General features: G+C 69.0%; 13 protein-coding genes. 6 read left to right on the top strand and 7 right to left on the bottom strand.

Features of this window, described 5'->3' with window-relative positions; genetic code table 11:
* Positions 1-123 precede the first annotated feature (123 nt).
* Positions 124-1,074 carry a type I pantothenate kinase gene (coaA, locus tag ACFWHT_RS03430; protein ID WP_378825483.1) on the bottom strand — a complete coding sequence of 317 codons (951 nt, stop codon included), beginning with the start codon at positions 1,072-1,074 and terminating at the stop codon, positions 124-126.
* 103 nt (positions 1,075-1,177) lie between these two features.
* Here coaA and ACFWHT_RS03425 point away from each other — a divergent pair, with 103 nt between their 5' ends.
* Both ACFWHT_RS03425 and ACFWHT_RS03420 read left to right on the top strand, forming a co-directional pair.
* On the top strand, positions 1,178-2,140 hold the full coding sequence (locus tag ACFWHT_RS03425; protein WP_378825481.1) for a Ppx/GppA phosphatase family protein: 963 nt from the start codon (positions 1,178-1,180) through the stop codon (positions 2,138-2,140).
* Positions 2,141-2,149: 9 nt separating this feature from the next.
* The gene (locus ACFWHT_RS03420; RefSeq protein WP_378825479.1) at positions 2,150-2,968 is read left to right on the top strand and encodes a hypothetical protein; all 819 of its coding nucleotides are present in this window, start codon (positions 2,150-2,152) and stop codon (positions 2,966-2,968) included.
* Between the two features lie 39 nt (positions 2,969-3,007).
* On the opposite strand, the gene ACFWHT_RS03415 is transcribed toward ACFWHT_RS03420, so the two are convergent.
* Positions 3,008-3,898, bottom strand: a complete 891-nt coding sequence (locus tag ACFWHT_RS03415; protein ID WP_378825477.1) for a hypothetical protein — start codon at positions 3,896-3,898, stop codon at positions 3,008-3,010.
* Positions 3,899-3,976: 78 nt separating this feature from the next.
* Positions 3,977-4,264 (bottom strand): PqqD family protein, encoded by a 288-nt coding sequence (locus ACFWHT_RS03410; RefSeq protein ID WP_378825475.1) that lies wholly within the window; start codon positions 4,262-4,264, stop codon positions 3,977-3,979.
* Positions 4,265-4,338: 74 nt separating this feature from the next.
* Between ACFWHT_RS03410 and ACFWHT_RS03405 the strand changes: the two genes are divergently transcribed.
* Positions 4,339-5,214 carry a helix-turn-helix domain-containing protein gene (locus ACFWHT_RS03405; protein ID WP_378825473.1) on the top strand — a complete coding sequence of 292 codons (876 nt, stop codon included), beginning with the start codon at positions 4,339-4,341 and terminating at the stop codon, positions 5,212-5,214.
* A gap of 6 nt (positions 5,215-5,220) precedes the next feature.
* Here the strand turns inward: ACFWHT_RS03405 and ACFWHT_RS03400 are convergent, their stop codons facing one another.
* The 4 genes from ACFWHT_RS03400 to ACFWHT_RS03385 form a co-directional block, all read right to left on the bottom strand.
* Positions 5,221-6,264 carry a PqqD family peptide modification chaperone gene (locus tag ACFWHT_RS03400; RefSeq protein WP_378825471.1) on the bottom strand — a complete coding sequence of 348 codons (1,044 nt, stop codon included), beginning with the start codon at positions 6,262-6,264 and terminating at the stop codon, positions 5,221-5,223.
* Positions 6,261-7,772: a polysaccharide biosynthesis tyrosine autokinase gene (locus ACFWHT_RS03395; protein WP_378825469.1), complete on the bottom strand. Its 1,512-nt coding sequence runs from the start codon at positions 7,770-7,772 to the stop codon at positions 6,261-6,263. The genes ACFWHT_RS03400 and ACFWHT_RS03395 overlap by 4 nt, the downstream gene beginning before the upstream one ends.
* A 152-nt stretch (positions 7,773-7,924) precedes the next feature.
* Positions 7,925-8,467 carry a hypothetical protein gene (locus ACFWHT_RS03390; protein ID WP_378825468.1) on the bottom strand — a complete coding sequence of 181 codons (543 nt, stop codon included), beginning with the start codon at positions 8,465-8,467 and terminating at the stop codon, positions 7,925-7,927.
* A 157-nt stretch (positions 8,468-8,624) separates the two neighbouring features.
* Entirely contained in the window at positions 8,625-9,491 is an 867-nt protein-coding gene (locus ACFWHT_RS03385) for a helix-turn-helix domain-containing protein (RefSeq protein WP_378825466.1), read from the bottom strand.
* Between the two features lie 171 nt (positions 9,492-9,662).
* Between ACFWHT_RS03385 and ACFWHT_RS03380 the strand changes: the two genes are divergently transcribed.
* From ACFWHT_RS03380 to ACFWHT_RS03370, 3 genes are all read left to right on the top strand, one after another.
* Complete coding sequence (locus ACFWHT_RS03380; protein ID WP_378825464.1) at positions 9,663-10,646, top strand: MauE/DoxX family redox-associated membrane protein; 984 nt, start codon at positions 9,663-9,665, stop codon at positions 10,644-10,646.
* An 80-nt stretch (positions 10,647-10,726) separates the two neighbouring features.
* Positions 10,727-11,443 carry a signal peptidase I gene (gene lepB, locus ACFWHT_RS03375; protein ID WP_378825462.1) on the top strand — a complete coding sequence of 239 codons (717 nt, stop codon included), beginning with the start codon at positions 10,727-10,729 and terminating at the stop codon, positions 11,441-11,443.
* A gap of 175 nt (positions 11,444-11,618) precedes the next feature.
* Positions 11,619-12,245, top strand: a complete 627-nt coding sequence (locus ACFWHT_RS03370; protein WP_378825460.1) for a hypothetical protein — start codon at positions 11,619-11,621, stop codon at positions 12,243-12,245.
* The last annotated feature ends 53 nt before the right edge of the window (positions 12,246-12,298 follow it).

The following is a 12,298-nucleotide window of genomic DNA, read 5'->3' as shown; positions in this document are numbered from 1 at the left end:
GTTGTGGCACGACACGCCGCATCCCCGCGGAGGAAGACACCACATGCGCCACATCCGCGGGGACGGGACGGGATGCTCAGACGCTCAGAGCACAGGAATGCTCGAGGCGCCGCGCGGCCGGGCTCAGACCTTGCGCAGCAGCACGCTCTCGACCGCGTGCTCGGCACCCTTGCGCAGCACCAGCGTGGCGCGGTGCTTGGTGGGCATGACGTTCTCGATCAGGTTCGGCATGTTGATGTCGTTCCAGTAGCCCAGCGCGGTGGTCTCGGCCTCGTCGTCGGTGAGGTGCGCGAACACGTTGAAGTACGACGAGGGGTTGCTGAAGGCGCCCTTGCGCAGGGCGAGGAATCGGTCGATGTACCAGCGGGTGATGTGCTCGACCTCGGCGTCGACGTAGATCGAGAAGTCGAAGAGGTCGCTCACTGCGACGTCGTTGGGGGCGGGCGGGGGCTGCAGCACGTTCAGGCCCTCGACGATCACCACGTCGGGGCGGCGCACCACGACCGTCGCGTCGGGGACGATGTCGTACCGCATGTGCGAGTAGAACGGCGCGCGCACCTCGGCCGCTCCGCTCTTGACCTCGGTGAGGAAGGAGATGAGTGCGCGGCGGTCGTACGACTCGGGAAAGCCCTTGCGGTCCATCAGCCCGCGTCGCTCGAGTTCGGCGTTGGGATAGAGGAAGCCGTCGGTGGTCACGAGCTCCACGCGCGGCGTGCCCGGCCAGCGGCTCATCAGCTCGCGCAGCAGGCGCGCGATGGTCGACTTGCCGACCGCGACGGAGCCGGCCACGCCCACCACGAACGGTGTGGTGGTGTCGTCCTCCTGCAGGAACTCGCTGGTCGCCGCGCCGAGGCGCTTGGCGGATGAGGCGTACAGGCTGAGCAGCCGGCTCAGCGGCATGTACACCTCGCGCACCTCGTCGAGGCTGAGGCGGTCGCCGATGCCGCGGATGCCGACGACCTCGGTCTCGCTGAGCGGCTGGTCCAGGCCCGCCGCGAGACGCGCCCAGTCGGCACGGTCGATCTCGCGGTACGGAGACAGCGGCAGGTTCGGGGCGGCGGTCACGGAGTACATGGTATCCGGCGGCGGCGCGTGCGACCGTCGCGCACAGGGGCGCCGCAGCCGGGCGCCGGCCGATCCACGCGGGGCCGTGCGCGGGCGCGAGTATTCTCATCCCGTGCGCCTGGGAGTCCTCGACATCGGATCCAACACCGTCCACCTGCTCGCCGCCGATCTTCATCCGGGTGGGCGTCCGCTGGCGACCACGAGCGACCGCACGGTGCTGCGCCTCATGCGCTACCTCACCGACGACGGCGCGATCAGCCCGGAGGGTGTGCGCGCACTCGAGGATGCGGTGGAACGAGCCCGCCGGGTCGCGGATGCCGACGATCTGCACGTGCTGCTCGCCACGGCGACCAGCGCGGTGCGCGAGGCCGCCAACGGCGCGGAGGTCATCTCGCGCATCGAAGAGCGACTCGGGCAACGACTGCAGGTGCTGACCGGTGAGCTGGAGGCCGAGCTGACGTTCCTCGCCGTGCGGCGCTGGTTCGGCTGGTCGGCCGGGCGCCTCATGCTCCTGGACATCGGCGGCGGATCGTTCGAGTTCGCCGCCGGCGAGGACGAGCTGCCGGAGGCGGCAGCATCCGCACCTCTCGGCGCCGGACGCATGACGATCGACTTCCTGCGCGAAGACCCGCCCGGTGAAGACAGGGTGGCGCGGCTGCGCGAGCACGCCCGCGCGACGCTCGAGCCGATCGCGCAGCGTTTCCGTGCGCTCCCCCGCCCCGACCACATCGCCGGCACCTCCAAGGCGATCCGGTCGCTCGCGCGCCTGGTGGGGTACGCCGGGCCCGGTTGGTCGGGTTCCGAGCGGATGCTGCTGCCGCGCACCGCTCTGGGGTCGTGGATCCCCCGGCTCGCCCGCATCCCAGCATCCGCCCGGCAGGAGCTTCCCGGGATCACCCCCGACCGCGCGTTCCAGATCGTCGCCGCCGCGGTGTGCCTGCACACGGCGATGGAGATGCTCGACATCGCCGAGCTGGAGGTGTGCCCGTGGGCGCTGCGCGAGGGCGTGCTGCTGCGTCACATCGAGCAGGCGGGAGCGGATGCCGGCGACGCGGCGGAGCCCGTGACGTTCTAGGCTGTGAGCATGCATCGATCTGAGGATCGCGGCCTTCTGGGGAGGCCAGGCAGCGGGATCGACGCACCCACGGCGCGGAGTCGCCGTGAGCGTCGCCTGCTGCGTGCCGACCCCGAACAGCCGCAGCCCGCCGTCGATTCCGACGGCCGGCCGCCGACACAGCCGGAGACCACCATGACCGCCGAGTCGGAGTTCTCGCTCGCCGGGCTCTTCACGAGCGTCCGCGAGGATCTGCCGCACGCGCAGCCGAACATCCTGACGGTCTGCACGGGGAACATCTGCCGCTCCCCGCTCGCCGAGACCGTGCTCGCGACGCGCCTCGCCGATCTCGACGTGCGCGTGCACAGTGCCGGCACGCAGGCGCTGGTGGGGCATGGCATGCCCTCGCAGGCGCGCGAGCTCGCCCTGCGCAACGGCGTCACCGCCGAGCGCGCCGCCGCACATCGTGCGCGCCTGCTCACCGAGGACCTCATGCAGGCCGCAGACCTGGTGCTCGCCATGAGCGGCGAGCACTCGACCGCTGCGATGCAGCTCGCGCCGCGCCGGATGCACCGCACGTTCACCGTGCGGGAGTTCGCCCGCCTGGCCGCGACACTCGACGACGATGCGCTGCGCAGCATCGCCCAGCAGGCGGGCAACCCGCGTTCCCGATTCAACGTGCTGGTGCAGGCGGTCGCCGATCAGCGCGGTGTCGCCCCGCGCGCCGCCGGCGATGAGGACGTGGTCGATCCTTACCGGCAGTCCGCAGAGGTGTACGCCCGGTCGGAGGCGCAGCTGGTGCCGGCACTCGCGCAGGTCGAGCGCGTGGTGCGGGTAGCACTGAGCTGAGGGCGGGGATGCCGTCGGAAGCGCGCCGAGGCGGGCGGCTCAGCGCTTGATCTTGACGTAGTGCATCAGCGCCACACCACCGCGACGCCATCGCAGCAGCCGGTGGGCCCATGCTTCACGGGCCGTCGGCAGACGCGTCGGATCGTTGCGCGGGATGTCCGCGCGCGAGATCCACAGTGCGCGCACGAGCACGGCCGGCTTCTGATGCAGCGGAGCCGCTCTGAGAGAGTGCAGCCAGGACACCGCCGCACCGTCCTCGATCGTGGCGCGGTTGGTGTTCCACAGATGCTGCTGTCGTGCATCGGCATCGAGCTCGTACGGCCGCCCGATCAGGTCGAACAGCTCCCGGAGCACCCACTGTGCGCGTCCGACGCGCGCGACGTCGATGAACTCCTCGCGCTCTTCGGGCGAGAAGTCATCGATGAGCAGGTGCGCAACCTGCTCGAGCTCGCCGGCGTGCCGCGCCGACTTCGAGTAGCGAACGGCGTGCAGGGCGGCGATCACCGCACTGGCACCGCGTGAGGGAACCGAGACGTCGACGTGAGCGACCTCCATCCGCCCCCGGGTCTGCCAGAGCCGCTCGAACACCTCCGCATCGGTCGCGAAGAATCCGGGAAAACGCACGTGCGCGTCGATGTCGTTCGGCCAGTCGTCCCGGATGAACGTCACCGAGTGGGGACCGAGCAGCGAGGGGACCTCGCGTTCCACGCGCAGGTGCCAGCCGTGTCCGGTGAGGAGCCGACAGAACTCGTCGAACCTGGACGGCTCCACGATCACGTCGGCGTCGGCCGCGACCCTCGGCTTGCGCAGGCCGTACCGATCGGCGACAAGACCCTTGATCGACAGAAGGCGGATGCCGGTGTCACGACCGATCTGCGCGAGGAGGGCGTGAGCGAGCTCATTCGCCTCGTTGAGCGAGAAGCTCACCATTCGCTGCTCCACAGCATCCCTCCCTTCCCCTCGAACCTATCGAAGCCCGCGCCGACGCGGCGGCGCACGCTCACCTGCTCACGCGGCGATCAGCTGAAGCCGGGCCAGGTCGTCGATCAGCGCTTCGAGATGAGCGCGGATCTCCCCCTCTGCGACGTCGAACACCTCGGTGAGACGGCGCAGCAGTTCCTCGGCCATGAGGGGTCCGGTCTCGGCGATCTCCTCCCAGATCACTGCCGCGCTCTTCTCGAGCACGCACGGAACGGCACCGGGTGTCTGCAGGTCCAGCACGACGACCCGCTCACCGGTCGATGTCCACGCGACATCACCGGCGATGCTCACCGTCCTCGCCCCCCAGCCACTCACGATTGGTAGCCTAGCGAGTGTTCGCCGATCTCCCGACGGATGCCACGGTGCTCCGCCGCAACAATCCCCCGCCTATGTCCCGTTCGAGCGTCGCCTCTCTCCTCTCCGCGCACCTGGGTATGCCCACACATGTCGCGGGGGTCCTGGGCACGCGCTCGTTCCGCTCGATCACCGTCACCTACCATCGCGTGCGCGACGCCGCCTGGCAGTGGGCTCCTGTGGGGGCGAGCGCGCGCAGCACCGTCGTGCTGTTCCCCTCCGAGGGGACGCCGATCCCCGCCACCCACCCGGCGCCCGAGCAGGCCGCGGCCATCGGACTGTTCCTGCCGCCGGATGAGACGCGAACGCTGCCCTGGCCGTCCGGTGCTGAGGTGCTGGCCGTGTGGGTGCCGGAGCTGCTGCTGCAGGAGTTCACCGAAGGGGGGATGCCGGAGGCGTCCACGCTGTACAGCTCTCCTCTGACGATCGGCTTTCGCACCTTCGCGCAGGCGGTCGTGCGCCACCGCGACGAGGGTTCGTCGATGTCGCAGTACGCGATCGAGCGGCTCCTGGCCGAGATGACCTTCGGAGCACTTGTGGAGCGGCAGTCGGTGGAGGCCGATCAGCGGCCGAGCTCGCTGCTCGAGCGCGCCCGATCGGTGATGCTGATGCGACGCGAGGATCCGAGCTTCTCCACGCCTCAGCTGGCCGCAGAGCTGCACATCTCGCCCCGGCAGCTGCAGCGGGCGTTCTCTCGCGCGGGTATCAAGCCGGGTGACCTGCTTCGGCGAATGCGGGTGGAACTCGCGGAGTCGATGCTGCGCAACCCGCTGTATTCGGGGCTCACCGTCGACGAGGTGTCCCGCTACGCGGGGTTCACCTCCGCGCTGCAGCTGCGCCGCGCGCTGCAGGCCGAGGGTTCGCCCTCTCCGCGCGAGCTGCGCAGATCCGAAGCCACAGAATTGGGCTGATATCGCTTAACGGCGGCGCAGCGCTCCGGCATCCACGAGTTCGTCGATGACGGCGGCCACCCGCTCGGCGGCGTCTCCTTCCGGCGGAGCACCGTGCTCGGCCACGACCGCCCGGACGATGCCGTCGAGGTCGTCGCCTCGCGCGCAGGCGATCCAGACCGTGGGCGCGATCCCGTCGAGGACCTGCAGATTGGCGCCTGCCATGACGATCACGAAGCCATCGGTCAGAATCGCGTCGTCGACGACGTCGACGGAGTACGGGCCGGAGTCGGCTGCGTCGGGGAGCGGATGCCAGACGGATGCTTCCGCCGCGCTGTCCAGCAGCTGCGGGAGCAGCGGCGGCACGGTCGACGAGTCCGGATACCGCAGGCGGCGAACGCCGCCGATCGCGTCGCTCAGTGCCGCGATCGTCTGCAGAGGGCGGCGCTGCTCACGCAGATAGCTCATCTGCGACACCAGCTCGGGCAGCGCCTCGACCAGGGGCACCGAGGCGATCTCCGGTGCGCCCAGCTGCTCGTCGCGCTCGATCAGCACGAGCGCGGCGAGACGCAGCTCCGCGCCGGGAAGGTCGCCCAGCCCGGCCTCTTCGGGAGACACTTGCTGTTTCGGCGCGCCGTCGCGAACGACCGACAGCGGCTTCCGGTACGCCTGCACTCGCAGGTCTGCGTCGGCCGCGACGGTCTCGTCGGTCACGTAGCCGCAGTGGCGGGCGAGTTCACGGCTCAGCGTCGTCTTGCCCCGCCCCGACGGGCCGACGAATGCGGCGACACGGCCCCGGTCGTCGGCGACGCCTGCTGCGTGGAACATCAGCGCACGTCCACGGAGAGCGTCGAGGGCGGCAAGGGTCACGTCGACCGTGAGGCGTTCCATCGCTCGGTCGAAGTCGGTGCCGGCGGTGAACGTCAGGGTGAGATCGGGGGTGCCGTCACCGGTGCCGGCCGCCCCCGTCCATGCCCGGCGCACGTCCCGACGCTGGGCATCGTCGAGATCGGTGCCGAGTTCGACCCGCATGCGCAGACCGAGAACATCGATGTCGAGGAACTCCGTCACGACGATCGGTGCGTGCTGCGCCGGCGGGGCTGGTCGTCCGGTTCTGCTTCGGGCTCCGAGAAAGCCTGGTCGGTGAGTCCGGTGATCGTCGACGTGGGCTCGTCGTCGTTCTCGAGCCGGTAGTAGTCGCCGTGGTACTGGTATCCGTAGTACGCGGCACCGCTGCCGCGTCGCGGCACGCGGTTGAGGACGATGCCCAGGGCGCGGGCACCCGCACGCTCGAGGTTGCCGAGCGCCTTGCCGAGCACCTCGAGGGTCGTCTTGCCGACGGTCGCGACGATGATCGCACCATCGGTGCTGTGTCCGAGCACCGCGGCATCGGTCACGGGGATGAGCGGGGGCGCGTCGATGATCACGACGGCTTCGCGCGCGATCGCCTCGAGCAGCTCCTTCATGCGGGCGGAGCCGAGCACTTCGCTGGGGTTCGGCGGGATCTTCCCTGCGCCGATGACCAGCAGCCGGCCGTTGCCGCCCACACGGTGCGCCACGTCGGCGAGTTCGGCGCGGCCGGCCAGCACGTCGGAGAGCCCGGCGCCCTTGGGCAGACCGAAGATGGTGCTGACCATCGGCCGACGCAGGTCGCCGTCGATGAGCACGACCTTCTGGCCGCTGGTGGCGAGCGTGATGGCGAGGTTCGATGCGGTCGTCGACTTGCCGTCACCGGGAAGGGGGCTGGTGACGACGAGAACGCGGGGCGGGTTGTCGACGTCCATGAACTGGATGTTCGTGCGCAGTTCGCGCATCGCCTCGGCGATGGCGAAGAGGTGCGACTTGGAGCTGCTGGCCGAGTTGCCGCCGTCGAACGGGATGAGCCGGTCGTCGGCGGTGAACGTCTTCTCCTCGGGTACCGTGCCGACGACGGCGACGCCGGTCTCGCGCTCGACGGATTCGACGGAGCGGATCCGACGGTCGAGGGTGTACCGGAGCAGTCCATAGCCGATCGCAAGGGCCAGGCCGATCAGCCCGCCGATGGCGAGGGCGAGTCTGGTGTTCGGCGAAGACGGGCTGGCCGGCAGCCGCGCCGAGTCGACCGGGCGCAGGAATACGGCACCCTGCTTGGTCGCGTCGCCGGACTCGATGTCGTTGACCTCTGCCGCCATGCCGCGCACCCAGGCCTCGGCGATGTCCCGCGCCTTCTCCGGCGTCGACGCGTTGGCCGTCACCCGCAGCGATGTCGTGTCGAGCGGGTTCGTCACGCTGATGGTCGACACGAGACCATCCGGGGACTCGTCGAGCGCGAGCTCTTCGATCACCCGCGCCGCCACGCTGCGGGAGCTGCCCAGCTCGACGTAGGTCTTGACCTTCTGGTTGGCGATGTTGTTGCCGAGGGACTGCATACCGAGGTCGTCCGACCCGGTCGTGGCCTGCACGATCGCCGTGGAGTCAGCGGAGTACACCTTGGGCTGCGTGAGCGTCCAGCCGAAGGCGAGCACGACTGCGGCGACGATGATGAGCAGCATGCCCAGCCAGTGCGCCCGGAAGACGCGCAGATAGTCCCTCAACTCCATGTGCGTGTGCACCCCTCAGTCTCACTGACGCAACAGTGCCTCTGAATGTATCAGTCGCCACCTTGGTCTTCCGGCGCCGTGTGCGACTTCGCTCCGTCCAGACGTGACAGAACCCTCCCGGGCGGGAGGGTTCTGTCGTCGACGGCTCCTGATCAGAGTTCGGTGCAGCGTCCGATGACGACTCCGACACCACCCACGCCGGTCAGGCGTGCGGAGTCTGCGTTGTTCGCCGGGTTCGTGTCGACGTACCCCTGGGGCAGCGACTCGAGGCGCAGCGTGAACGTGCTCGCGATGAAGACACCCAGGAGACCGCTGACCGAGGCGGTGAAACTGTTGGTCGGGCTCTGGATCGTGACCCGCGCCTGCGTCGGGCTGAGGACGTTGACGGCGATGCCCGTGCCCAGACCGCCCAGCTGCACCTTCGCGAGATTCGCGCTCTCGAGGATGAACGTCGTGCCGACGGGGATCTGGCCCCCAGTCGAGGTGATCTCCCAGCGGGGCAGCGTGATGCCGATGCCGGCGATGCTGAGCCCGTAGCACTCGGCGTTGACGCTGATGTCGAGCTCGGTGTCACCGGACGCAGCGCGCGCCGGTGCGGCGACGGCGGCCGCGATGACCGGCGCAGCCCACGCTGCACCCTTGACGATGGTGCGCCGTTCGATCTGGCGCGGTGCCTTGATGTTCTCGTCCTGCATGTCTCTGCCCCTCAATGCTTCCCAGTGGTGTCGCGAAATGCGCGTCGTGCGGTCGGATCGAACGCACAGGACCGATACTCCGAGGACGCCCGTCGGCGCTCAACGCGGATGTCGCACTATTGACGCAAGCTGTCGCGGAACTGACCACGCGCCGGGGTCAGGCTGAAAGCATTCGTCCCTGGCGGGTCCGGCTGGGGAGGGGCAGATCGCGCGCGGCGAAAGCTCGACGCAGCGCGGCCGCCGTCTTGAATCCGGCATGCTCGGCGATCTCGGCGATGCTGAGCGGGTCGTATGCGGGGTTTCCGAGCAGTTCGTTCGCCAGGTCGACTCGCATGCCGCGCAACTCGTCCGCCGGGGCGCTCTTCTCTGCTGCGAACATCCGCTGCACGTGCCGCGTCGAGGCGTGCAGTTCTCTTGCGAGTTCCGCGATGCCGAAATCCGGTTCCGCACGTTTCATGAGCATGAGGGATCGCGCCCGGTCGATCATGCGGCTCTCGCGCGCGCCTGCGACGTTCTTGGGAACTGATTCGAGGAGCGCTCCGAACGCCATCTCCACGACGACGCGCTCGACGAGGTAGTCGGTGTAGAGCGTCGGCTCTGACGGCTGGGTCAAGAGCGACGTGAGGAACGCGCGGAGACCGGACGTCAGCGGTGTCGCCGCCATCACCCGCCCCGGTGTCTGAACCCCGTCCTCGACTTCCATCAGTGAGTCCCAGGGCAGCCAGATGCAGACGGCGGAACCAGCCTCGGCTGCTTCGAGGGTCACCTGTCGGTAGGGATGCAGGAATGCAGCCTCGCCGGGCGACGCAGTGATGGAATCCGGTTCCCCGTCCACGCGCACGGGCACGTCGGCGAAGATCAGGCCGGCGACCGAGGAACGCGAGCCCGGCTGCTCCTTCCAGTTCCACACGGCGCCGCGGTCGAACACGTGCTTCGTCGCGAGGGTGCTGCGGTGTCTGCGTGCAGCCGTCGGATGCTCGTTCCCGTGCCCCAGCAGACGCATCACGGCAGCGATGTCAATCACATTCCCCAAAGCGGACCTCCCCAGATCCTCACGTGCGCCCGGCCCCATCCGTCAGCGCTCCGTGGTCACAGCATAGCGGTGAGACGCGTTCTGCGACACGGTCGGCCGAATGTGCGACACCGTGTCGATCCGGCGGAGCCGGCACGACGTACGCTGGCATCGTCGATTCGGATGTCTTGGAAGCAGGCGCAGGTGAACGCAGCATCCGCTCTGCTGAGCGCAGGCATCGCTCTCGTGCTGATCCTCAGCGCTGTGGGCAAGCTGCGCGCGCTGGAGAACGCGTCGTCGGCCTTGCACGCGTTGCGGCTTCCGCGCGTCGCACCGCGCACGATCATCGTCGCTCTCGCCGTCGTCGAGTTGTCTGTCGCGGCCGGGCTGTTCCTGCCGGGGGCCCTTGCCCGCGCCGCTGCGATCGCAGCGGCAGCGTTGGCGCTGTGCTTCCTGATCGTCGTCACGAGGGCGTACCTCCTTGGCTCGCGGGAGGATTGCGGTTGCTTCGGCGCGGGGGGACCTCCGATCTCAGCGCGCCTGGTCATGCGCAACGCGGCGCTGCTGACGGCGACGGTGCTGCTCAGCATCCTCGCGTGGAAGGGATCGGTCCCGTTCAGTGCGCTGACAGCACCGGATGTGGCGCAATCCCTCGTCGTCCTGCTCTCGGGCGCGCTGCTGGCCGCAGTGCTCTGGCTGTCTGTCGATCCGAGCCACGTGCCTCGGACCGATCCCGTTCCGTCCGAGGCCGAGAGCATGGACGACAACGCCCGCCCGCACGTCGTCCTGATCGAGAGACGGACCGGAATCCCGCGGGACATCAGCTCGGCAGCGGCGTGGAGAGCGCAACTGCTCATCTTCGTCAAGCCCGGATGCGGCTCCTGCGTGGAGGTGATGGCGGAACTCGATGAACGAATCGACCGCCTGAAGCGCGTCGCTGCACCGTCGCTGATCGTCGGCGCCCCTGCAGGGCATGTTCCCGCCGAGCGAGACGACGACCGCTTGCTGCTCGACCCGGCCGACCACAATGCACGTCTGCTCGGAGTGGGCGAACGCAGACCGGTGGCTGCTCTTATGGCGACGGACGGATCCGTGGTGCAGCCGCTGGCGCGGGGACGCGACGAGATTCTGCAACTGTTCGACGTGCTGGAGCAGGCTGCCGGCTGAGTGCCGCGGGCGTCCTTGATCCTCCGGTGACTCCTCCTTCTTTGAGCGGAACGCACGGCCTCGTAGGCGAAGATGGGGTCGTGACCTCCGACGACACCGAAGCCGTTGCATCGCGTCCGCTCTGGCGGCGCATCACGGGCAGCACCTGGTTCCACCTGATCGCCGCGTTCGTGATCGTCGGCGCGATCCTCTCGTTCGTCGCGAAGCCGTACTACGTGCCGTCCGGCTCGATGGAGCAGACGCTGCTGCCAGGCGACCGTGTGCTGGTGAACCGGCTGGCCTACGTCGGCTCCGAACCGGGGACCGGCGACGTCGTCGTGTTCGACGCCGATGACACCTGGGGTCATGACGGATCGGTCGACGACGGCCCGCTGAAGTCGGCGCTGCGCTGGGTGGGCGAGGTCACCGGCTTCGGCCCGTCCGGTTCTCACACGCTCATCAAGCGAGTCATCGCGGGCCCCGGTCAGACGGTGTCCTGCTGCGACGCGCTGGGCCGACTGCTCGTCGACGGCGAACCGCTCGACGAGCCCTACATCTTCGAGGACCTGCCGTTCGAGCCCGGCACGACCGACTGCGAGAGCTCACCCGCATCGCCGCGATGCCTACCGGAGGTGACCGTCCCGCCGGGTTCGTATCTGGTGCTCGGCGATCATCGAGCGGCGTCGTCTGACGGCGCCTACCCCTGTCGCGCCGCTGGCGCAGATCCCGAAGAGTGCTGGCGCTGGGCGAAGCGCGACCAGATCGTCGGGAAGGCCGCCGTCGTGCTCTGGCCGATCGGCCGGTGGACGGGCATCTGAACGCGCTTCGCATCCGATCCGATCGGATTCCGTCGCTCTTCGATCATTCTACGACGCGGGAAGAGTCGTCTGGCGACTTATCCGCCAGTCTCGGACATGTCATCCGACGTGAGCCGCTCCCCCGGGCGGCGCCCCTTCTCTTCGCCGGCGCAAGCCACGAACTCCTAGGAGAACCATGACCATCAAAGACACCGAGCTCTCGCGCCGCACGCTCGTCAAGGGCGCCGCATGGTCGATGCCCGTCATCGCCGTCGCCGCCGCGACCCCGATGGCCGCTGCGTCGACGACGAACGCGAGCCTCGCATGGACCAGCACCGACAGCGGTCTGCTGGGTCTCGAACTGCTCGACGAGGGTGGCGTGCTGACCGCGTCCGCTGTGGTCACCGTGCCGGACGAGTACACGATCACCAACGGCCCCGGCGCGATCACCAGCGAGACCGCTACGGTCACCATCGCAGTGGGCGTTCCCTCTGGTGTCAGCGTCGCCCTCGGTCACCTGCGCAGCTTCGGTGTGGCGTCGGTGGACGGCATCGCCACCACCGCCGCGGAGCGCAGCGTCACCTACGCGGGACCCATCGGCTTCCCGACCACACTCTGGACGGGCACGCGCAACGTGACCATCGCCAGCGACGGCACACTCGCGGTTCCGGTCGAGTTCGGTCTCGTGGGAGAGTCGACCTCGCTGGTCGACCTGTCGCTTCTGTCGACCTTCCCCGTGCAGCTGGGCGTCGAGTTCGCCGACGGATCGTCCTACCTCGCGACATCGTCGATCTCGGTTCTGGCCAACGCTGGCATCCTCTGAGCCGTATCGTCTCGAAAGGCGCGTCTCCTCACGGGGGCGCGCCTTTCGCCGTT

This window comes from Microbacterium sp. NPDC058342 (genome assembly GCF_042723935.1).
Classification (GTDB): domain Bacteria; phylum Actinomycetota; class Actinomycetes; order Actinomycetales; family Microbacteriaceae; genus Microbacterium.
Note: the sequence above shows the minus strand (reverse complement) of the source record. Positions and strands in the feature narration are given on the sequence as shown.